This window comes from Achromobacter sp. NCFB-sbj8-Ac1-l (assembly GCF_052695805.1).
Genome location: NZ_CP199812.1, coordinates 2908029 through 2928886 on the forward strand (window position 1 = coordinate 2908029; position 20858 = coordinate 2928886).

Below are 20858 nucleotides of genomic sequence, written 5' to 3' on the forward strand. Positions count from 1 at the left end.
GGGCAGGGGGGCATGGGCATGGCGATTGCTGTACGGAGATGGCAACTCAAAAGGAGCCTATCCATGAAGATCCGTGCCTTGACCTATGCAATCGCAGCCGCCTCCGTCGCGGGGGCAGCCCTTCTGGGCGCTCCCGGCGCCGTCCTGGCGCAGTCGGCCACGCCTACCGCGCCGTCCACGACGCCCAACGACGGCACCGCGGTGCAGCCGAACCGGCCCGTGCCGCCGGGGCAGGCAGCCCCCGCGCCCAACGCCGCGCCCAACACGACGACCACGCCGCCCAATCTGGACAAGGGCAGCGCCACGTCGTCCGACAAGCGCAGCGGCGAAATGCCGGCGCGCCCTCGCGAGGCCAACGACAACGTGCCGCGCACGCCGGCCGCCGGCGCCGCGCCGCCGCCGGGATATCCCAATAGTGGCGGCAGCAAATAAGCCGTCGGCCGCAGCCACACAGAGCAATGCCCACCCGTCAGGGTGGGCATTGTTTTATCGGGCCGCCGCAAGTACGCAAAGCGTGCGCGCGGGACAAGGCCATCAATGCTGTCTGCGAAGCTCGGCGGGCGGCAGGCGCAGCTGGCCGCGGTACTTGGAGACGGTGCGACGGGCCAGGACGATGCCGCTGGTGGCCAACTGCTGGGTGAGGGCAACGTCGGACAGCGGCATGGCCGGGTCTTCGGCGTCGATCAGTTCCTTGATCAGCGCGCGCACGGCCGCCGCCGAGCAGGTGCCGCCGGAATCGGTGGGCAGCTCGCGTGAGAAGAAGTGGCGGAATTCGAACACGCCACGCGGGGTCACCATGTATTTGCTGACCGTGGCGCGTGAAACGGTCGACTCGTGCATGTCCAGATCGTCGGCCACCTCTTTGAGCATCAGCGGGCGCAAGGCGACTTCGCCGTACTCGAAGAACGTCTGCTGGCGCTTGACGATCGCTTCGGCCACGCGCTGGATGGTGGTGTAGCGCTGTTCCACGTTGCGCACCAGCCAGCGCGCTTCCTGCAGTTCCTGCGCCATGGGGCTGCGGTCGTCCAGGCGTGCGCGGCGGAACAGGTCGGCATAGACCCGGTGCAGCCGGGCCTGCGGCATGGCGCTGCGATTGGGCACCACGCGCCAGCGCGAATGCCACTTGTCGACGAAGACGTCGGGCACCACATAGGCGGGGGCCTGGATGTCGTAGCGACGGCCGGGCTTGGGGTCCAGGCCGCGGATCAGCGCGCACGCTTCGCGCAGCGCGTCTTCCGTACAGTTCAGCGCGCGCCGCATGCCGGCGGCATCGTTCTTGGCCAACCGCTCGATCTGCTCGCCGACGATGCGCAGCGCCAGTTCGCGCAGCGACGCGCTGATGCCGGGCAGGGCGGCCAGTTGCAGCGACAGGCATTCCTGCAGGTCGCGGGCGCCCAGGCCCGGCGCGTCCAGCTGCTGCACCAGGCGCAGCGCGGCCAGCCATTCGCCTTCGTCGGGCGGCGGGGCGAAATCGGGGCTGAGGGCGCTGCACAGATTGTCCAGCGGGGTGCGCAGGTAGCCGTCTTCATCGAGCGAATCGATGATGAATTCCGCCAGCAGGCGGCCGCGCGGTTCCAGGCGATAGTTGCCCAGGTCCAGCGACAGTTTTTCGCGCATGGACACCGGCGCGCTGGCCCACTGGCCCAGGTCGTGGTCTTCGCCGTCGGCGCGGCTGGTGGTGGGGTAGTCGCCGGAGTATTCCGGCGCGGCGGGCACGTCGGCGGGCGCCTCGCCTTCCTGCGCCTCGGCCGGGGCCGGCGCCGCGGGTTCGGCGTCGGGGGGGACGGCGCCCTGATCGGGCTGGCTGGGGGCCGGGTCCGACACTTGCTCATCCCCATCCTCAAGGAAGGGATTGGTGGCCATCGCCAGTTCGACGGCGGTCGTGAATTCCAGCGCCGACATCTGCAGCAGCTTGACGGATTGCTGCAGCCTGGGCGCGAGCGTCATTTGCTGGCGCAGGCGCAGTTCTTGCATGGGATGTCCCAATCTCGTCTCCTGGAGCGGGTGCCGCCGAATGGCGGCTCATCCTTCTATTCATGCAAGAACCATGCCCGCTTTTCGCCCGGGCGGCGCCGGGCGCGCAGGGCGCTTTGTCCCTTCAAGCTTTACAAGGTGGCGGTAAAAACTGCGTGCGCAGAGAAAGGCGGGGTCCCGCCGTGCCCTCACGCAGCGGCCGGCCCGCCCTGTTCCTTCTCGTAGACGTCCAGGCGGTTGTAGAGCGTTTTCAGGCTGACCCCCAGGGTCTCGGCCGCCAGGCGTTTGTCGCCGCCGTGGTGGGCCAGGGTGGCCAGGATGAAGTCGCGCTGGGCATTGCCCAAGGCGGTGCCCACCGGCACGTTCAGGGCGCCGTCCTTGAACTCGGCCGGCTGCGCCACGCGCGGACGCGGCAGCGCGATGTCCAGCACGTCGTCGCTCAGGATGTAGGCGCGTTGCACGGCATTGCGCAACTCGCGCACGTTGCCCGGCCAATCGTGCTGCGCGATCGCCTCGAGCAGGGGCTTGGCGAAGGTCTTGCGCGTGCCGTGCTGGCGGTTCATGGCATCCAGGAAACGCTGTGCCAGGATCAGCGCATCGCCGGGGCGCTCGCGCAGCGGCGGCACGCGCAGCGGGATGACGAGCAGCCGATGCAGGAAGTCCTGCCGCAGCCGGCCGTCGGCCACGGATGCGGCCGGATCGCGGTTGCTGGCGCAGATGATGCGCACGTTGGCGCGCAGCAGGTCGGCGCCGCCCACGCGCTGGTAGGTGCCGGCTTCGAGCACGCGCAGGAAATGCACCTGCATGTCGGGCGGCATTTCGGTGACTTCGTCCAGGAACAGGGTGCCGCCGCTGGCGTATTCGAAATAGCCGGCGTTCTGCGCCACGGCGCCGGTGAAGCTGCCTTTCTCGTGGCCGAACAATTCGGCGTGCGCGAGCGAGCCGCTGATGGCGCCGCAGTTGATGGCCACGAACGGACAGTCGCGGCGGGCGCTGGCGTCGTGGATGGCGCGGGCCACCACTTCCTTGCCGGCGCCGCTTTCGCCGACGATGAAGACGCTGGCGTCGGTACCGGCGGCCAGGCGCAGTTGCGTGGCCAGCTTTTGCATGATGGGGGACAGTCCGGAGACGTCCATGGCGGGGGTGGCGGGCGCGGCGGCGTCTCCGCGGTCGCCGGCGGAGCGAGCAGGCATGATGCGTAAATCCTCGGCCCGAAAGGGCGTGGCTGACAGGCCGATGGTAGAGGCCTTGGCGCCCGCGGTTGCGACCAGTTGAAAGCAATCGAAAAGTTTAGTGGATCGTATCGAATGTTTACGTCCGCCGCGCTCAGACTCGGTATGCTCGAAGTTGGCCGGAAAGGGCACGGGCACCGCCCGGATCTCCGAGCCAGGGAGTCCTCATGCCTCATCTGTTGATCGTCGAAGACGACGATGCCATCCGCGAAACGTTGGCCGAGATCGGTCGCGACAGCGGCTTTACGGTGGCCCTTGCCGCCAGCGTGAAGGACGCGCTGATCCAGCTTGAGCGCCAGGCGCCGGACCTGGTGCTGACCGACGTGCGCCTGCCCGGGGGCAGCGGCATGGATATCTTCAAGAACGTGGCGGTGGCCAGCGCCGAGGTCGTGGTGATGACCGGCCACGGCACGGTCGACAACGCCGTCCAGGCGCTGCGCCTGGGCGCGACCGACTACCTGACCAAGCCCATCTGCATGGATCGCCTGAACGAGATCCTGGCGCGCATCCTGGCCAATGCAGGGGGCGAGCGGCCGGGCACGCCGTTCGAAGAGCCGGGCCGCTTCGGCAAGATGTACGGTACGTCGCCGCCGATGCGCGAGCTGTACCGCCAGATCGGACGCGTGGCGCCCACCAATGTCACCGTGCTGCTGATCGGCGAAAGCGGCACGGGCAAGGAACTGGCCGCGCACGCCATCCACGAACTCAGCGCGCGGCGCCAGCGCCCGTTCATCGCGGTCAATTGCGGCGCGATCTCGCCGCACCTGATCGAAAGTGAAATGTTCGGTCACGAACGCGGCAGCTTCACCGGTGCCGATCGCCAGCACAAAGGCTATTTCGAGCGCGCGGACGGGGGCACGCTGTTCCTGGACGAAGTCACCGAAATGCCGCTCGACCTGCAGGTGAAGTTGCTGCGGGTGCTGGAAACCGGGCAGTTCATGCGGGTGGGCACCAACCGCGAAATCGGATGCGACATCCGCATCATCGCCGCCACCAACCGTAACCCCGAACAGGCGGTGCAGGAAGGCAAGCTGCGCGAAGACCTGTACTACCGCCTCAGCGTGTTTCCGATGGAATTGCCGCCGCTGCGCGAGCGGGGCGAAGACATCGCTTTCCTGGCCGACCGCTTCCTGCAGGCGCAGAACCAGGAAACCGGCAGCGACAAAGTGTTTTCGGCGCGCGCCCTGGCCGCGCTGGCGCAGTACGAATGGCCGGGCAATGTGCGCGAATTGAAGAATTACGTGCGGCGCGCCTTCATCATGGCGGAAGGCAATGAACTCGATGTCGACCTGCTGGCCCCGCAGGTGTCGCCCAGCGGCGATGCGAACCTGGGCGGCCAGGTGACCGTGCCCGTGGGTGAAACCCTGGCCGAAGCCGATCGCCGCTTGATCCTGGCAACGCTGGAGCGCTGCAAGGGCGTCAAGAAGCAGGCCGCGGCCGTATTGGGCATCAGCCCCAAGACGCTGTACAACCGGCTCGAGGAATACGCGGCGGCGGGCTACCTGTTGCCAGGCGAGCCGCCGCCGTCGTCCACCCATGCGGCGCGCTGACGCGCGCCGCGCCCGGCAAGCGGGCGGGTGGGCTTACTTGCCGTAGCGGGTCTTCAGGTCCGCCATGCAGGTGTCCTTGGCGTTACCCGACATGGCATCGCACTTTTCCTTGCCGACCTTGTAGTCCGCGTCATTGCGGGTCTTGGCGGCGTCATGGTTGGCTTCGGCCTTTTCCTTGCCGGCCTTGGCATCGGCGCGGGCCTTGTCGCGCGTGGCTTCGGCTTGCGCCTGGCAGACGTCCTTCTGGTTGCCCTTCATGGCATCGCACTGCTTCTTGTCCATCTTGTATTGATTGTCGATCTGTTCGCTGCTGCGCACTTGCGTGGTTTGCGCCGAGACCGGCAGCGCCAGGGCCGACAGGCACAGGGCCGCGGCGGGAATGAGCGTCAGGGACAGGCGGGTATTGGACAATTTCATGGATCACTCCTTTGGATGAGGACGGCCGGATGGTTGGCCGTCCCGCGCGGTTCCTTGAGCAAGTGCCGTGCCCGGGCGGGGCAGGCACGGCACTTGCGCCGACATCCAGGGCGCCCGCGTCATCGCGCAGGGCGCAACGCAAGGAGACCAGTCATGAGCAAGACAGATGCGGGTAGCAAGGCCGGCGCCGGGGCGCCGGAGGGCGGCAAGGCGAACACGCCGCAGGATGAGACCGATGCCGCCCGCCGCAGCGGGCAGTTGGGGTCGGACAAGCCGGGGACGGACAAGGCCGCGGCCCCCGCGCGCGGCGCCGACAAGACGCCGCACCCGGATGGGCCGGAATACGAGGAAGGGGGGCAGTATCCCGGCACGCGCAAGCCGGGAGGGCGCTCGTAACGGTCGGGTGCAAGGCGTCGGCTGCGACGGGCGCCACGGACGGCGTCAGTCGTTTTCCGCGCCCAGTCGAAACAACAGCACGATGCAATGCAGCGCCGCCAGGCCGACCAGGCCGTAGGCGACGCGCGCGGCCATCGCCGAGGGCAGGACGCGCGCAAACACGTCCAGGTTGACGGCGGCGATCAGGCCGCAATTGACGCCGCCAGCCACCAGGGCGATCAAGGCAATCCAGTCCAGCGGCCCCAACGTGCGTCGGCCCGTCGGCTCGCGCAACGCGGGGTCGCCCGGGCCGGCGGTCACGTCGTCGTCGTCATAGGCGTACATGGTCTGTTCCTTTGCCCACCGCAGGTAAATCCTGCACGGCGTGGCGTTTATTGCGTCGTTGCCGATGTGGCGGAGGGGGGCGCGTGGGGACCCGGCCGTGGCGGTTGCCCGCCAGCTTACGTCTGGTCACTTGCAGACACGCTCAGCAAGCGCCGTGCCGTGGGGCGCGTACAGGCATGGCAGTTGCTGCCTTTTTTCCATGGCCAATGCCGCGCCGTGCTGAGAGGAGAGAGTCATGTCCCTGATTGTTGCCGCACGCTTCCAGACCTTCGATGCCGCCAGCCTGGCGGCCCAGCGCCTGCGTGACGAAGGTTTTTCCGAAGACGATTTCCATACGTTCTACCTCAACTCGGCGGGCGAACATGCGCGTTATCCGATCGGCGGCGATCGCGTGGCGGACCCGGACGCGAGGGGGGCGCACCTGGGCGCGCTGGCCGGCGCGTCGGCGCTAGGGCTGGTGTTCGCCCTGATCGGTGGGCTGGCCGCGCTGTGGCTGGGCGCGGTGGTCGTGGTCGTTGTTGCCGCGGCGGGCGCGGGTGCCTACCTGGGGGCGCTGGGCGGGGCGCTCTGGGTGGCGGGGCGCAGCAAGCGCGCGTTGGCCACGACCCCGCAGGCCCCCGGCATGCACCCGGCCGTCCGTCCGGCGGGCGTCATGCTGGCGCTGCCGGTCGCGCCCGGACAGGAAGCCCTGGCGCGCCAGGTGCTGCGTGAAACCGGGGGCCGCGATATCGAGCGCGCCCAGGGTCGCTGGCTGGAGGGCAAATGGGAAGACTTCGATCCCCTGACCCCCCCGCGCCACGTCGAGGCGCCGTCCACGCTGGCGCAATAGGCGGCCGCGTGAGGCCAGGCCGGCCCCGGCAAGTAGGGGGCACGGGGTGGGCACGGCGCTTGCTGCATGGACGCCGACCGCGCCACCCGGCGTCGGCACCCCATCCATGCAGAGAGGAATCGCCATGAACAAGGATCAAGTGAAGGGCCGAGTCAACGAGGCCGCGGGCAAGGTGAAGGAAGTGGCGGGCAAGGCCACCGGCAGCACGTCGACCGAAATCAAGGGCGTGGCCCAGAAGGTCGCTGGCAAGACCCAGGCAGCCTATGGCGACGCCAAGGAAAAGGCCCAGAAGTAAACGCTGCGGGACTCGTCGGGCGCCGCGCCTTCACCGGTGCGGCGCCCGTTGCCCATGGCGGGTGGGGTCGGCGGGCGACCCAGGCTACTGCCGGCCCACGATCACGCCGAACAGGAAGGCTGCGCCGGCCACCAGGCCGACCGCCTGCCAGGGACGCGCGTGGATATATTGCTCGGTGCAGTCGATGGTTTCGCGGACCATGTCGTGCGCGGTGTCGGAAGCGTCCCGCAGGCTGCGGCGGGTGTCGCGCAACTGGTCGGCCAGGCGTGCCTTGAGCGCGTCGAGGTCGGTCGCGGAAGCGTCGCTGAGCGTGGCTTCCAGGTCGTCGATCCAGCTTTCGGGATGGCGACGCCGTCCGCGCGCGCCGCTGTCGTCCGGGCCGTGCTCGGGAAAGTCCGAGGGCAAGGGGGTATGGGTGTTGGCCATCGATAGCTCCTGGGTAGGCGTTGGGGGAATGTTCTTTTTACCCAGCAAGCGCCGCGCCTGCCATCAACGCCACATCCGCTTTCAATTCTGACGGTCGTCGGATGACGCCGGTGCGGCCCGCGCCGCAGCATGAAAGCAAGTCAAAACGGGAGTGCCAACATGAAATCGACCAAGACTGCGCGCAAGACCGCCGCCACGCCTGCCCCGGCCGCCGGCGGCAAGAAAATGGCGCAAGACGCGCCCGCGGCCGCTGCCAAGGTGCTGCCGCCGCAAAGCCCTGTCGATGTGCCGCAATTGCCACCCAAGCCCACGGCGTCGACGCCGGACGAGGCGGCCCGCGACATCCGACGCGCCGTGGACGACCAGACCGAATCCAATTGGGCCGATGGCGCCGCGCCGCAGCCGCGCGCCAGGAACGCCAGGTCGTCGATTCTTTGACGACGCCCGCCGCGCAGCCGGCAACGCCGCGGGCGGCCTCGCGTCCGGCCATTTCCAGGCAAGCCCGGCGCTTGTGTTGAGACCGCCCGGCATCAGGCCTGGCCCAGGAACGCCAGCAAGCGCCGTTCGTCGGCCGTCAGGCCGCGCGGGCCGGCCGGTGCCGGGCCGTGGGCAGGCAGGCGGCCGGCCAGGTAGGTGTCGAGGATCAAGGGATGGACATAGCAGGCGCGGCACACGGCCGGCGTGTTGGCCAGCCGCTGCGCGACCTGCTTGATCACGTCCACCACCGCTTGCCTGGCCTGGCGCTCGTCGACATACGGCCGGCGTTGCAGTGCGGCGTAGGCCAGCACCGACCCTGCCCAGGTGCGGTAGTGCTTGGCCGTGAAATCGGCCGCGCCTGCCTCGCGCAGATACGCGTTCACCCGTTCGGAATCCACGGCATGCGGCTTGCCGTCTTCGTCCAGGTACTGGAACAGCTGCTGTCCGGGGATATCGAGGCAGCGCTTGATGATGCGGGCGATGCGGCGGTCGGTGACGGTGACGTCGTGTTCCACGCCGCTCTTGCCGCGAAAGCGAAAGCGCAGCCGGTCGCCGCGCACCGTGGCGTGGCGCCGTGTCAGCGTCGTCAGGCCATATGAGCGGTTGGCGCGCACGTATTCGCGGGCGCCGATGCGGATCAGCGTGTCGTCCAGCAATTGCACGACCACGGCGGTGATCCGGGCCTGCGCCAGCCCCGCGATCCGCAGGTCGCGCGCGACCTGGCGGCGAATGCGCGGCAGGCTCGCGCCGAACTCGCGCAGGCTGTCGTATTTGTCGGCATCGCGCTGCCGGGCCCAGGCGGGGTGGTAGCGGTATTGCTTGCGGCCGCGGGCATCGCGGCCGGTGGCCTGCAGGTGGCCCCACGGCAGCGGGCAGATCCACACGGCTTCATAGGCGGGCGGGATGGCCAGGCTGCGGATGCGCTCCAGCTCGGTGCGGCGGGTGATGCGCCGGCCGGCGGTGTCCAGGTAATGGAAGGTGGCGCCGTTGACCCGCACCCGGCTGTAACCGGGCAGGGTGTCGTCCATGTAGACGAGTTTGCCGTGGACGGCCGGGGCCGCGGCCTTGGCGCGGGGAAGCTTCGCGGGGGATGTCGTGGCGTGTGCCCTGGGTGATGCCATGTCGGCCTCCTGCAAGTCGCGCCAGCCCCAGCAAGCGCCATGCCTGTGCCGGCTGCAACGGCTTGGGCACGGCGCTTGCTGTTCTGGCAGCCTGGGTAACAGAAGGAGCTTTTGCATGGCGAAGACGCTACAGGACTTCAACGTGGCCATCCTGGTGGTGGACGGTTTTGAACAGGTGGAACTGACGGGGCCGCGCGACGCGCTGCACGATGAAGGCGCGCGCACCGTCATCGTGTCGGCCAGGCGTGGGCCGGTGCAGGGCATGCATCACAACGACCCGGGCGACCATTACGAGGCCGACCTGATCTTCGCCGAGGCGCGCGAAGAGGCGTTCGATGCGGTGCTGCTGCCGGGCGGTGTCGTCAATGCGGATGAGATCCGGCTGCATCCCAAAGCGCGAGAATTCGTGCAGGCGATGCACGAAGCGGGCAAGCCGCTGGCCGTGATCTGCCATGGCGCCTGGCTGTTGATTTCCGCCGGCCTGGTCAAGGGCCGGAAGATGACCAGTTGGCCTTCGTTGGCCGATGACCTGCGCAATGCGGGCGCCGACTGGGTGGATGAAGAGGTGGTGGTGGATGGCCGGTGGATCAGCAGCCGCAAGCCGGACGACATTCCCGCCTTCAACCGCGAGATCCTGCGCGTGTTTGCGCTGGTGCGCCATTGAGTGGCGGCGCGGTGCCGGGTACGTGGGGCCGGAGGGTTCCGGCTTCGCCCAAAGCAGCACCTTTACAGGAGAGTGCCATGTCTGCCGATCTGCGTTTGCATGTTCCGCCCAAGCCGGAACCTATTCCGCCGGGCTCGCCGCCGGGCGACCTGCCGGTTGATCCCGATACCGATGAGCCGGAGGTGGACCTGCCGCCGCTCGAGCCGCCGGTGAAGGAAAGACTCGCGCGTTTCCATTGATTTGCGTCAGCCGAATCGACGCACCCACCAAGAAAAAAGGATCAAATCATGTCCACCATTTTGCTGATCATTCTGATTTTGCTGCTGATCGGTGCCGTGCCCGCGTGGCCGCACAGCCGTAGCTGGGGCTATTACCCCAGCGGGTTGCTGGGGATCGTGGTCATCGTGCTGATCGTGTTGCTGCTGATGGGGCGAATATAACGGCTGCGGACGCCTTGCCAAGGTAAGGCGTCCGCTTCGCGGCATCAGGCGCGCCGGGCCGCCGGCCTGGGCGCCTGCGCCGCGGCAAGCCGCCCGCGGTGCTTGAGCCGACGGCGGCTGATCCAGATGACCAGCCCGGTCACGAAGAACAAGAGCGGCAGCAGGCCCAGCACCGCCGTGAGGATGCGGCTGGGCAGTCCGAACAGGCTGCCGGAATGCAGCGGGAACATCACCGCCAGCAGGCGTTGGCCGGCCGTGCCCGACAAGGGGTCGACCGCCGACGCCAACGCGCCGCTGCGCATATCGATGAACAGGCGCAACGTGCCCACCGGCTGCCAGTCGTCGGCGCGGCGCATGCGGGCCTGGTAGACGCCATTGGCGGCATCGCGCCGCAGCATCACCAGTGTGGCGGTGGCAGGCGCCGCCTCGCGCGCCTTTGCGGCCGCGCCATCCCAACCCAGTTCCGTTTCGTCCGCGCCCAGCGGCGCCCGCTTTGCCGCGCGCGCATCCACCGGCACGCTCATCACGCTGGAAACCCATTGGCGACCCAGTTGCGGCAGCCCCATGAAAAAGCCGGTGCCCGCGACCACCAGCAGGAACACGGCCGAGACCAGGCCGGCGGCGCGGTGCAGTTCATAACTGGTACGAAACGCGCCGACCCCGCGCGTGACCGAGACCGAGCGGCGCCAATGGCCCGGACGCGGCCAGGCCAGGTACACGCCCGCCAGCAGCAATACGATCCAGGCCACCGCCAGCCAGCCCAGCACTTCACGGCCGGTCTTGCCCTGCAAAAGCGTCATGTGCCAGCGTAGCAGCAAGGGCATGACGTGGGCGCGGTCCAGCGACACCGCATCGCGGTTGCGGCTGGCCAGCAACTGGCCCGAGCAGGCGTCCACGCCGGCCTCGTTGTCGGCCGTGGCAGCATGCTTGAACTGCACGCGGTAGCTGTCGACGGCCGATTGCGGCAGGGTGATGGCATTGACCGCGGCACCCGGCCAGGCCTGCTGCACGGCTTGCGCCGCGGCCGATGGGGGCAAGGGCGCGGCGCATGTGCCTGCCCGGTTGCGCAACATGGCCGAATTCAGCCAGCCGTCAAGTTCGTGGTCAAAGGCCAGCAGGCTGCCCGACAGGCCGGCCAGCACCAGCACTAAGCCCAGGATCAAGCCCACCCACCGGTGCAGGGTGGACAGGGCAGTGCGCAGGGTCTTGCGGAGCTTGGCTTTCATGACGCGTTCAAGGGCGGGACGGGCAGGTGGCGCGCAATTGTACCGAGGCGTACTATGAGCCGGCCTGTTTTTTGGCGGCCTGCGCCGCCGCCCCCGCACTCCCGACTCCAACCCGCAGCAACATGAAGATCCCCCTCCTGATCCTGATCGAAAGCGTGCATGATTTCCTGCCCGCCATCGAAGACCGCGGCTTTCGCTGCGTGCTTGCCACCACCCCCGAACAACGCGCCCGCGCCATCCGCGAACATGCCGACGAGATCCGCGTGGTGCTCACGCGCGGGGCCACCGGGTTTCATGCCGACGAAATGGCGGCATTGCCCAGGCTGGAACTGATCTGTTCGCTGGGCGTGGGCTTCGAGAACATCGATGTGGCCGCAGCGCGGGCGCGCGGCCTGCGGGTCACGCATGGCCCGGGCGCCAATGCGACCTCGGTGGCCGACCATGCCATGGCGTTGCTGCTGGGCGCGGCGCGGCACCTGCCGCAGGCCGATGCCTGGGTGCGACAGGGCCACTGGAACGGCTTCATGGGGCCGCAGGTGTCCGGCAAGCGGCTCGGCATCCTGGGGCTGGGCACGATCGGCCTGGAAATCGCCAAGCGCGGCGCGCAGGGCTTCGGCATGACGGTGGGCTACTACAACCGGCGGCCGCGTCCTGAAAGCGGCTACACCTGTTACGACAGCCCGCGGGCGCTGGCCGCCGCGTCAGACTTCCTGGTGGTGGCCACGCCGGGCGGGGCCGACACGCGCCACCTGGTCGATGCGGCGGTGCTGGATGCGCTGGGGCCGCAGGGCTATCTGGTGAACATCGCCCGCGGCAGCGTGGTCGACACCGAGGCGCTGATCGCCGCGCTGGCCGAACGCCGCATCGCGGGCGCGGGGCTGGACGTGGTGGAGGGCGAACCGGTGGTACCGCCGGCGCTGTTCAAGCTGGACAACGTGGTGCTGACGCCGCACAGCGCGGGCCGTTCGCCCGAAGCGGTGGCGGCGACGGTGGCGTTGTTCCTGGAAAACGCCACCGCGCATTTCAACGGCAAGCCGGTGCTGACGCCCGTGCCGGGTTCGCAGGATGGCTAGTGCGAGAACATGATCGGCACGGTCATGCTTTTCAGGATGGATGCGGTGGCCCCGCCCATCGCCCATTCGCGCAGCTTGCTGTGGCCGTAGGCGCCCATCACGATCAGGTCGGCGCTGTAGTCGGCCGCCGCATTCAGGATGGTGCTGCCGACGCCCACGCCCTTGATGTCGCGGCGCACGTGGTCGGGCGCCGGCATGCCCTGGGCGATGCAATAGGTGGCCAGGTCTTCGAACGGCACGGCTTCTCCCTTGCGGGTGGCGGCGCCTTCGTCCATGGTCAACACCACCAGGTGCGAGGCCGACCGTAGCAGCGGGGCGGCGTCCGCCAGGGCGCGCGCGGCTTCGCGGCTGCCGTCCCAGCAGACCAGCACGCGGTCGCCGATCACCGGGAATTCGCCGCTGGACGGCACCACCAGCACGGGGCGACCGGCCGTCAGCAAGGCCTGTTCGACGAATTCGGTTTCGTGCGCGGCCTCGACGTCTTCGCGGTTTTCCTGGCTGACGATGATGAGGTCGCTGGTGCGGCCATATAGCGCCACCGTGGCGCTGGGAGTGCTGTCGCCGGCGCGTACCACCGCGGGCACATCCGCGTTGGCGGCCGCTTCCAGAAAGGCGTTCTGCACCGCACCGCGATTCTGCGACTGCAGGTCGCGCATCACGCTCAGCGTCTTGGACATCAGCACGGATTCGCCGTAGTAGTACTGCGGCGGCGCCGAACTGGCATAGATGCCGACCAATTCGGCCTTGTGGCGCTTGGCCAGGGCCAGCGCGACGTGCGTGCGGCGGGCGCAATCGAACCCGTGGTCCAGGTGGACGGAAATGCGGCGATACATGGCGGCCTCCTTTTCAGCGCGACAGGCCTTCATCGTTGCGCGTTCCGGGCAAGCGGCCTTTGATGCGCATCAAGCCGACTGCACTTAGGCGGGGCCGACGCAAGCCTGCCGCTTCGCAAGCCCGGGTGGCGGCCCGCGCCCGGCGCCAGGCTCGTCGCGGGCCGGTCAGGCCTGCTGCACGCGTTCGCGCAATTGCCTGACCTGGCGCGCCTGCTGTGCGATGCGGTCCAGCGGCCCGGCCAGGGTGGGCGCGGCCGCCGCCAGCGCCGCGGGCACCGCCAGTTGCCGGATGTCGGCGGCGGGCGCGGCTTCCTGCGGATGCAGGGCCTGCGCCAGCGCCTGGCCGTAGTCGCGCAGCAGCGGGGCGGCGGCGTTGTCCGGCGCCAGCGCGGGCTGGATTTCCAGCACGGTGCCGGCCGCGGTGACGCGGCGCATCGCGCTCAGCAGGTTCACGGCGGTGTCGACGTTGCGGTCGCGGTGCACCGGATTTTGCTGCAGGCGCTGCAACGAAGCCTCGGCGTTGTCCGCCGACAGGCAGGCCAGGCGCCGCAGGCCGACGATGTCCTCGGCCGCGCCCGCGCCGCTCTTGTCGCGGGTCAGCGCCAGGGTGTAGGCGGCATGGCGATCGAGCGCGCGGCTGAGCGCGCCTGCCAGTTGGCGCGGTTCTTTCTCGGGCCACACCAGAAAGCCCACCAGCAGCGCCAGTACCCCGCCCAGCACGCTGTTGAAGGCGCGCAGCGCCGCCAGCATGGGCTCGTAGATGTCGGGCTGCTGGATATGGCTGACCAGCACGAACTGCGAGGTCAGGAAAAACGTGAACAGAGCGTAATGGATGGTGCGGGCGGCGAACGTGCCCAGGGCGATGGGCAACACCGCCAGCGCCACCGACAGCGGCGTGGTCAGCAGCAGGCCCAGCAGCGAGGCGCCGATGGCGCCGGCCACGCTGCCGATGACGCGTTCCACCGTGCGCTGCCAGGTGGTGGCGAAATATGGCTGCAGGATGAACACCAACGTCAGCGACATCCAGTAGCCGTGGTTGACGGCAAAGGTCTTGGACAACGCCACGGCGATGGTGGCGCCGATGCCCACGCGCAGCGCGTGGCGGAAGGCATCGGATTCGAAGCGCAGGTTCTGCCGAAGGCTGCGCCACGCTGCGCGCGCGGGCGAATCGGCGCGCGCGGCCAGCGCCGGCACATCTGGCGCGCCGTCGCGGTCGAACAGCGCCTGCATGACGGCCTGCGCGTTCTGCAGCAGGCGGTCCAGCACCGGCACCATGGTCGCCAGGTCCGGGGCATAGGCCATGGCCGCCCCGCGCAGCTCGTGCAGGCCGGCGCCGAAGTGCGCCAGCCGTTCGCGCAGGCAGTCGGCCTGCTTGGCATCGGTGACGTCGGACGTGCTGGCGATGGCGTTGGCCACGCTGGCGTAGCGGTGGAAGGTGTGCGACAGGTTGGCGCCCGCGCCCCGACCCAGCCAGCGCGGCGCATTCGATTCCAGCAGGTCGGCGGCCGCGACCAGCGCGATGAAGCTGTCTTCGGCGTTGTCCAGCAGATAGAACAGCTGCTGCGCGCGGGCGCGGCGCGATGGCCGCGCGTCCTGCACTTCGCGGATGCGGCCGCGGGCGGCTTCCAGGGCGGCGCGCAGGGCGCTGCGCTGGGACCGGGTGACGGCGCTCCAGGCTTGCGGCCCGCCGGCGGGGGCCAGGCCGGAATACATGCGCGCCAGGGCGTCACCGAAATCGGCCAGGCCGCGGTAGCAGTGCGCTACCGCGTGGGTGGCGTCCTTCCAGGGGCGGCGGCGCCAGACCAGCGCCGTCATCACGATGGCCCACAGCGCACCGGCCACGAAGAACAGGGTGTACGACAGGCTGGCGGCCAGCGTGGGCGCCGGCAGCTCGGCGGCCACCACGAAGCCGGCCGACAGCAGCGTGCCGACAATGGCCGCCGCCGGCCCCAGCACCCGCAGCAGGCCGCCGAAGGTGCAGCAGACGAACGTCAGCGGCAGCAGCAGCCACAGGTGGCCGGCGCTGGCGCTGGCCAGAAAGCAGAACAGGGCGCCGATCAAGCCCAGCGCCAGCATCGACCCTGCTCGTTGGCGCAGCGGGCCGCCCGGGTCGCCAAAGCAGGCCCAGAAGGCGGCAATCGCCGTCCAGCCCAGGCGAGGCTCGTGGGCCAGCACCGCCAGGATGACGGGCGCGGCGCTGATGGCCGCGGCTTGCAGGGCGTCCAGCCACAGGACATTGCGCAAGGCATTGCGCCAGCGGGAAATCAGGGTAGTCACGCGGAATGCCAAAAAAACGCAACGCTACCATGTCGACAAGGCAGAAAAATAATGAATTTTCTGAGTGTCCGATTATCGGGATATTCATGAAAGATCAGGCTTGAATACTCCTGGTTACATATGTGTGACTTTGGCGCCGCATGCGCGCACAATCGCTGGAATAAATGTTCGAAATCGCATAAAAAAACAGTGGCGATCGAATAGCGAGTGCGCTGGGTAAGTAACGCTAGGCAGTATGAATCCTCCTGCAAGCCGAATGTGAATACTCATGTCCAACGTGCCTCGGTCTGCGCCCGGACAGCGCAGGCCGTACTCCGAGGCACTTAAGGAGCAAACATGACGCCCAATCACGAGGCTTCCACAAGCTCGGTGGTCAGCGACGACGAAGTCGCTGCCATGATTACCGGCAAAGAGGGCCTGAGGGTGTTGCTGCAACCTCAGGTGGATTTACTGACCGGCCGTATAGTCTCGGCCGAAGCGTTGGCGCGTTGGCAACATCCGCGATTGGGCATCGTCATGCCCGCCGAATTCATACCCACCGTCAACCGGCTGGGGCTGGACCGCACGCTATTCGAACGGGTGGCGCAGCGGGCCATCGACATGATTCTGACCATGCGCCGCGCCGGCATGGCGATACCCGTGGCCATCAATGCCCCGGCGTCCACCTTGTCCGATGAACGGTCTGTCGATTTCCTGCTGGCCCGTATTCATGCGGCTGAACTGCCCGCGTCGTTGCTGCGGGTGGAATTGACCGAAGACCAGCCCATCAAGGAACTGGAAGCCCTGCGCGCGACGCTGGCCAGGCTGGAAGAAGCGGGTTGCGAGGTCAGCCTGGACGATTTTGGTACCGGCCATGCGTCCCTGAAATTGCTGTCCGCCATTCCCTTGTCCGAAGTGAAGATCGACCAGTATTTCGTTACCCGCATGCGCCGCAGCGCGGTGGCGTTCGAGGTCCTGCGCACCGCCGCCGAGCTGGCCACCCGGATGGGCTGGCGGGTGGTGGCCGAGGGCGTCGAGAACGTCGCGGACATTCCCGCGCTGCGCGCCGCTGGCTGCCGTTATGGGCAGGGCTATGCGCTGGGCCGGCCGATGCCGCTGGATGATCTGTTGATGCGCCTGCGCGTGCAGCGCGACCGCGGCGAGCCGCTGGCGGCGCCCGCCAGCTATGCGTCCGCCTGGCTGGACGCCTTCGACCCGCAGGACGCCGAAACCGGCCTGCCGGCGCACGTCACTACCCAATAGCCGCCTGACCAATCAGGGTCTGACCCGCCCGGGCAGGCCTGGCCGCCATTTCTACCCCCCCGCATCCCGAAATTACCGGGGCCGCAACGGCCTGGCCGGGGTGCGGCGCCTGCCCGCTCCGGGCGGCGCCGGCTTTGGGCACGTCAGTTGCTACGTCCTGTATGGCGGAATGGTTCCGCCTACTAGGAGACTTGCAATGGCAAACCCGAATCAGCCCGACCAGCAGAAGCAGCCCCAGAAGCAGCAGACGCAGGAAAGCCCGAAGGATCGTGACCAAGCGGGCCAGCAACAGCCCGGCCAGGGCGGCCAGCAGATGGACAAGGACGGCAAGCCGGGTCAGCAACCTGGGCAAGCCGGCCAGCAACGGTCGCAAACCCAGCGCTGATGCGCTGATGGCATTCGAGTGAGCCCGCGCTGCGGCGACGGCTGGCAGATGCAGGGTGAGTGACGGCGATGCCCGTGTGGGGAAACCTGTGCGGGCATCGCCGTATCCACCGCCATGGCAGACCGACCGTCTGCGCCGCCGCGCCCGTCGTTGATGGCCGCGTACTGGTGACGCCGCACGCCTTGCGCCGGGTGGGCTCGGTCGGTAAGGTGCTGGCAAGTCCCTTTATTTCGTGCCGTGACGCGCTGGCGTTGCGGTCACCCCTACAGGATCCCCGATGAGTTTGCCTTCCGCTACGCCGCGCCTGCGTTCGCCCCTGGGCATGGCCCTGGCCATTGTCGTGCTGCTGGCTGCCGTGCTGGCGGTGCTGGCGGTGGCGGCCACGCGCATCGTCGAGCTGCGCGTGGCCAACCTGCTGGGTTCGCGCACCCAGGTGGGCGATGTGCGGGTGGGATGGCGGCAGGTGGTGCTGACCGACGTGAAGGTCCCTGGCAGTGGCGAAGCGGCGCCGGCCAGTGCGCGGCGCGTGGTGGCGGAACCCGAATGGATGTCGTTCCTGCAGCACGAGGCCGTGTTCCGCAAGGTCACGATCGAGGGTTTCGATTTTGCGGTGGTGCGAGCGCCCGACGGCGACATGCAGATCGCCCCGGCGCTGCAGGCGGCGCTGCGCGAGGCCGATGGCGGCAACAACCCCACGCGGCGCAAGAATCCCGTGCGGATCGACGACATCGTGCTGCAGGATGGCCGGCTGGACTTCTTCGACGCGGCCATTGCGAAGCCGCCGCATCGCATACCGTTCAACAACGCCTCGGCGCGCCTGCGTCCGCTGGTCCTGCCGGCCGATGGCCAGCGCAGCGACATGGAGTTCAAGGGCTCGGTCGAGGACAACCGCAACGGTGCGGCCACCGTCACGGCGACCGGCTCGCTGGAAGTCGGCGCCACCGACGCCGACATGAAGGTGGCCGTGCGCAATATGGACATCCGCTATGCCGCGCCGTACCTGGCGGAAAACGGCGCGGGCTCGTTGACGGGCGGCGCGATGGATCTGGACATGCAGACCACCATCGTCAAGCGCCAGTTGAAGGCCTCGGGCGTGGTGGCGCTGCGCGGCTTGAAGTTCAGCGGCGACGGGTCGCTGTTTTCGCTGCCGCGCAAGGCGGTGCTGGCTGCCATGCAAGACCGCAATGGCGCGCTGCGCATGGAATTCAGCCTGTCTGGCAGCCTGGACAACCCCAAGTTCTCGGCTTCGCGCGGGTTTGCGGCGCAGATCGCGCGTGGGGTCGGCCACGTGCTGGGCGTGGGGGCCGAAGGCGCGGCCAGCGGCGTCGCCGGCGCCGTCAAGGACGTCGGCGACGCGATCTCGGACCTGCTTTCGCCCGGATCCGACAAGCGCTGATCCCGCGCGCAGGCCGAACGCACGAATCGAGGGCAGGCCTGCCAGGCGGCATCAGAACCGGTAGTTCGCGCTCAGTTCCACGCGGCGGCCTTCGCCCAGCAACCATTGCGTCTGGTTGTAGTAGGCGGTTTCGGCGTACTGGCGGTCAAACACATTGAACGCCCGCAGCGCCAGCGTCAGGTCGCGGCGCGGCTCCCATTGCAAGGCCAGGTTGGTGGTGGTGTAGCCCGCCATCTCCAGCCGATTGGCCGCGTCCGCGTACCGCTTGCCCACGTAGCGCACGCCGGCGCTGGCTGTCCATTGCGGCGCGAACTTCCAGCTGACCCAGGCATTGGCCACGCGCTCGGGCACGTCGGTGGGCACATTGCCCGCCCGCGACACGGCCGCGCCATTGACGGATTCACTGAAGTCGTCGTAGCGCGCGCGCAGCACGGCGGCGTTCAGGTCCACCCGCCAGGCCGGGGTCAGCGCGACCCCCAGCGTGGCCTCCAGCCCGCGCGACGATTGCTCGCCTACCTGGATGCGCAGCGACGGATCATTGGGGTCGCGCGTCACCAGGTTGTTCTTGCGGATATGGTAGGCCGCCAGCGTCCATTGACCCTGGTTGTCCCAGAACGTCTGCTTGACGCCCACTTCCACCTGGCGGCCCTTGGACAGCTCGAAATCCCTGTTGGCCGGCGACAGCAGCAACAGGCTGCCGATGGGGTCGGCGGCTTCGGCGTACTGGCCATAGACCGACAGCGTGGGCAGTACGTCGTAGACGGTGCCGATGCGCCAGCCGACGTTGTTGAAGGCGGTGTCGAACGCCGTCTGCCCGGCGACCAGATCGCGCCGCTTCAGGTCGATGTGGTCGTAGCGCAGGCCGCCCAGCACCGACCAGCGTTCGGTCAGCATCAACCGGTTTTCGGCGAACAGCGCGTATTGATCGGCCGTGTTGCGGTAGCGCGGCGTGGTGCCGGCTACGTTGATGAAGCGGCCGTGATCCACGTCGTACGGATCCACCAGCGACGTGCCTGAGTAGGGCGAGTTGTTGGTGTGCTTGAGCGAGGCCCGGTTCACCTCAAAGCCCACCGCCACCTTGTTGGCCAGGCCGAACAGGTGGCCGTCGAAACTGGCGTCGGTGACGGTGCCGACCTGTTCCTGGTCGTGGCGGATGTCGGTGTAGGCGCTGCGCTGGATCAGGCCGCTGGCCGGCTGCCAGGTATAGTTTTCGGCGTCGCGGTAGTCGCGGTCGCTGCCGATGTAATAGACGCGGTTGCGCACCCGGGTGGCGGGGTTGGGCGTCCATTCGGCCTTCAGTTCCGTGCGGCTGTCGCGGTAGATGATCTTGCTGTCGGCCACGTTGTAGTTCTTGCCGCGCAGGCTGTAGTCGATGTCGCCGTTGATCAGCGGGGTGCCGAAGTAGCGCGTCGGTTCCTGCCAGGCGTAGGCCTGGGTCAGGGTGAAGTTCAGGTCGGGCGACACGTCCAGGCGCAGCGCGGCGGTCACCGCGACATCTCGCGAATCGCCCAGGCTGATGCCCGAATTGCTGTGATTGCCGCTGAGGTCCAGCCGGTACGACCATTTGTCGTCCAGCGCGCCGCCGCTGCCAAAGCCCAGGCGCTGCGTGTCGTGGGTGCCGACGGTAGTCTGGATCTCGTTTTCGATGGGGCCGCGCGTGGGCTTCTTGGGAATCACGTTGACCACGCCGCCGATCGCGCCCTCGCCATACAGCACCGAGGCCGGGCCGCGCAGTACTTCGATGCGGTCCACGGCCCAGGGGTCGTAGATGAACGTCTGGCCGACGCCGCCGAATTGCCGCACGCCGTCATACAGCTGGGCCACGGAATTCGAATCGGTGAAGCCGCGCGACGACAGCGACGAGCCGCCGTTGCCCGGATGGCGCATGGCGCTGATGCCGGCCGCCTGGGTGATGGCGTCGGTGACGTTGACCGCGCCGCGTTCGCGCAGCTGTTCGTTGCTGATGACGTCGATGCTGGCGGGGGTGTCGAACGGCGTCAGGCCCAGCAGCGTGCCGGTGCTGGCCTGTTCCAGCAAGGTGGCGGAGGGCGCGTCGGCCGAGACGGAGATGGCGGGCAGGGTCGCGATGCCGCGCGAACTGGCCTGGGACGGCGTGGAAGACGGGGCAGCCGTCGGCGCGGCCGTGACCGGCAGCGTCTGGGCGTGCAGCGCGGGCGTGAAGGCGAGCGCGGTCCAGACGGCCACGCGCCGTTTCAGGACGCGGCGCGTCCTGGCGGAAGAAAAAGACATGGAATTTCTCGGTAAGCCAAAGAAGCCGCAC

At 68.4% G+C, this 20858-nt stretch carries 23 protein-coding genes; 13 read left to right on the forward strand and 10 right to left on the reverse strand.

Annotated elements, in window-relative coordinates; all coding sequences use genetic code 11:
• Positions 1–63 precede the first annotated feature (63 nt).
• Positions 64–432, forward strand: a complete 369-nt coding sequence (locus ACUDP5_RS13375; RefSeq protein ID WP_263913419.1) for a hypothetical protein — start codon at positions 64–66, stop codon at positions 430–432.
• Between the two features lie 102 nt (positions 433–534).
• Here ACUDP5_RS13375 and ACUDP5_RS13380 read toward each other — a convergent pair whose 3' ends face one another.
• Positions 535–1974, reverse strand: a complete 1440-nt coding sequence (locus tag ACUDP5_RS13380; protein WP_445658962.1) for an RNA polymerase factor sigma-54 — start codon at positions 1972–1974, stop codon at positions 535–537.
• Between the two features lie 188 nt (positions 1975–2162).
• A complete protein-coding gene (locus ACUDP5_RS13385) occupies positions 2163–3083 on the reverse strand; it encodes a sigma-54 interaction domain-containing protein (RefSeq protein WP_445659162.1) in 921 nt (306 codons plus the stop codon).
• 290 nt (positions 3084–3373) lie between these two features.
• Between ACUDP5_RS13385 and ACUDP5_RS13390 the strand changes: the two genes are divergently transcribed.
• The gene (locus ACUDP5_RS13390; RefSeq protein ID WP_263913416.1) at positions 3374–4756 is read left to right on the forward strand and encodes a sigma-54 dependent transcriptional regulator; all 1383 of its coding nucleotides are present in this window, start codon (positions 3374–3376) and stop codon (positions 4754–4756) included.
• A 33-nt stretch (positions 4757–4789) separates the two neighbouring features.
• On the opposite strand, the gene ACUDP5_RS13395 is transcribed toward ACUDP5_RS13390, so the two are convergent.
• The gene (locus tag ACUDP5_RS13395; RefSeq protein ID WP_263913415.1) at positions 4790–5173 is read right to left on the reverse strand and encodes a hypothetical protein; all 384 of its coding nucleotides are present in this window, start codon (positions 5171–5173) and stop codon (positions 4790–4792) included.
• Positions 5174–5326: 153 nt separating this feature from the next.
• Between ACUDP5_RS13395 and ACUDP5_RS13400 the strand changes: the two genes are divergently transcribed.
• Positions 5327–5569 (forward strand): hypothetical protein, encoded by a 243-nt coding sequence (locus ACUDP5_RS13400; protein ID WP_263913414.1) that lies wholly within the window; start codon positions 5327–5329, stop codon positions 5567–5569.
• 45 nt (positions 5570–5614) lie between these two features.
• On the opposite strand, the gene ACUDP5_RS13405 is transcribed toward ACUDP5_RS13400, so the two are convergent.
• Positions 5615–5893 carry a DUF378 domain-containing protein gene (locus ACUDP5_RS13405; protein WP_263913413.1) on the reverse strand — a complete coding sequence of 93 codons (279 nt, stop codon included), beginning with the start codon at positions 5891–5893 and terminating at the stop codon, positions 5615–5617.
• Positions 5894–6128: 235 nt separating this feature from the next.
• Between ACUDP5_RS13405 and ACUDP5_RS13410 the strand changes: the two genes are divergently transcribed.
• Both ACUDP5_RS13410 and ACUDP5_RS13415 read left to right on the forward strand, forming a co-directional pair.
• Complete coding sequence (locus ACUDP5_RS13410) at positions 6129–6722, forward strand: hypothetical protein (protein ID WP_445658963.1); 594 nt, start codon at positions 6129–6131, stop codon at positions 6720–6722.
• A gap of 124 nt (positions 6723–6846) precedes the next feature.
• A complete protein-coding gene (locus tag ACUDP5_RS13415; RefSeq protein WP_263913411.1) occupies positions 6847–7017 on the forward strand; it encodes a CsbD family protein in 171 nt (56 codons plus the stop codon).
• 84 nt (positions 7018–7101) lie between these two features.
• On the opposite strand, the gene ACUDP5_RS13420 is transcribed toward ACUDP5_RS13415, so the two are convergent.
• Entirely contained in the window at positions 7102–7443 is a 342-nt protein-coding gene (locus ACUDP5_RS13420; protein WP_263913410.1) for a DUF883 family protein, read from the reverse strand.
• Positions 7444–7602: 159 nt separating this feature from the next.
• Between ACUDP5_RS13420 and ACUDP5_RS13425 the strand changes: the two genes are divergently transcribed.
• Positions 7603–7881, forward strand: coding sequence for a hypothetical protein (locus ACUDP5_RS13425; RefSeq protein WP_445658964.1), 279 nt, complete (start codon positions 7603–7605; stop codon positions 7879–7881).
• A 92-nt stretch (positions 7882–7973) separates the two neighbouring features.
• Here the strand turns inward: ACUDP5_RS13425 and ACUDP5_RS13430 are convergent, their stop codons facing one another.
• Positions 7974–9041, reverse strand: coding sequence for a DNA topoisomerase IB (locus ACUDP5_RS13430; RefSeq protein WP_445658965.1), 1068 nt, complete (start codon positions 9039–9041; stop codon positions 7974–7976).
• A 115-nt stretch (positions 9042–9156) separates the two neighbouring features.
• On the opposite strand from ACUDP5_RS13430, the gene ACUDP5_RS13435 reads away from it, so the two are divergent.
• The 3 genes from ACUDP5_RS13435 to ACUDP5_RS13445 all read left to right on the forward strand — a co-directional run bounded on the left by ACUDP5_RS13435 (position 9157) and on the right by ACUDP5_RS13445 (position 10145).
• A complete protein-coding gene (locus tag ACUDP5_RS13435; RefSeq protein WP_263913408.1) occupies positions 9157–9705 on the forward strand; it encodes a type 1 glutamine amidotransferase domain-containing protein in 549 nt (182 codons plus the stop codon).
• Between the two features lie 77 nt (positions 9706–9782).
• Positions 9783–9944 carry a hypothetical protein gene (locus ACUDP5_RS13440; protein WP_263913407.1) on the forward strand — a complete coding sequence of 54 codons (162 nt, stop codon included), beginning with the start codon at positions 9783–9785 and terminating at the stop codon, positions 9942–9944.
• A gap of 48 nt (positions 9945–9992) precedes the next feature.
• Positions 9993–10145 (forward strand): DUF3309 family protein, encoded by a 153-nt coding sequence (locus tag ACUDP5_RS13445; RefSeq protein ID WP_076520934.1) that lies wholly within the window; start codon positions 9993–9995, stop codon positions 10143–10145.
• 44 nt (positions 10146–10189) lie between these two features.
• Here the strand turns inward: ACUDP5_RS13445 and ACUDP5_RS13450 are convergent, their stop codons facing one another.
• On the reverse strand, positions 10190–11371 hold the full coding sequence (locus ACUDP5_RS13450) for a PepSY-associated TM helix domain-containing protein (protein ID WP_445658966.1): 1182 nt from the start codon (positions 11369–11371) through the stop codon (positions 10190–10192).
• A gap of 122 nt (positions 11372–11493) precedes the next feature.
• On the opposite strand from ACUDP5_RS13450, the gene ACUDP5_RS13455 reads away from it, so the two are divergent.
• Positions 11494–12444 (forward strand): 2-hydroxyacid dehydrogenase, encoded by a 951-nt coding sequence (locus ACUDP5_RS13455; RefSeq protein WP_445658967.1) that lies wholly within the window; start codon positions 11494–11496, stop codon positions 12442–12444.
• On the opposite strand, the gene ACUDP5_RS13460 is transcribed toward ACUDP5_RS13455, so the two are convergent.
• Together ACUDP5_RS13460 and ACUDP5_RS13465 are read right to left on the reverse strand one after the other, a co-directional pair.
• Entirely contained in the window at positions 12441–13277 is an 837-nt protein-coding gene (locus ACUDP5_RS13460; protein ID WP_263913404.1) for a universal stress protein, read from the reverse strand. The two genes, ACUDP5_RS13455 and ACUDP5_RS13460, sit on opposite strands and share 4 nt — an antisense overlap.
• Positions 13278–13442: 165 nt before the next feature.
• Positions 13443–15554 carry an FUSC family protein gene (locus ACUDP5_RS13465; protein ID WP_263913403.1) on the reverse strand — a complete coding sequence of 704 codons (2112 nt, stop codon included), beginning with the start codon at positions 15552–15554 and terminating at the stop codon, positions 13443–13445.
• Positions 15555–15890: 336 nt separating this feature from the next.
• Between ACUDP5_RS13465 and ACUDP5_RS13470 the strand changes: the two genes are divergently transcribed.
• The 3 genes from ACUDP5_RS13470 to ACUDP5_RS13480 all read left to right on the forward strand — a co-directional run bounded on the left by ACUDP5_RS13470 (position 15891) and on the right by ACUDP5_RS13480 (position 18577).
• Positions 15891–16796 carry an EAL domain-containing protein gene (locus tag ACUDP5_RS13470; RefSeq protein WP_263913402.1) on the forward strand — a complete coding sequence of 302 codons (906 nt, stop codon included), beginning with the start codon at positions 15891–15893 and terminating at the stop codon, positions 16794–16796.
• A gap of 196 nt (positions 16797–16992) precedes the next feature.
• Positions 16993–17181, forward strand: coding sequence for a hypothetical protein (locus ACUDP5_RS13475; protein ID WP_263913401.1), 189 nt, complete (start codon positions 16993–16995; stop codon positions 17179–17181).
• Between the two features lie 277 nt (positions 17182–17458).
• On the forward strand, positions 17459–18577 hold the full coding sequence (locus tag ACUDP5_RS13480; RefSeq protein ID WP_445658968.1) for a DUF748 domain-containing protein: 1119 nt from the start codon (positions 17459–17461) through the stop codon (positions 18575–18577).
• A 51-nt stretch (positions 18578–18628) separates the two neighbouring features.
• Here ACUDP5_RS13480 and ACUDP5_RS13485 read toward each other — a convergent pair whose 3' ends face one another.
• Positions 18629–20827: a TonB-dependent receptor gene (locus tag ACUDP5_RS13485; protein WP_445658969.1), complete on the reverse strand. Its 2199-nt coding sequence runs from the start codon at positions 20825–20827 to the stop codon at positions 18629–18631.
• Positions 20828–20858 lie beyond the last annotated feature (31 nt).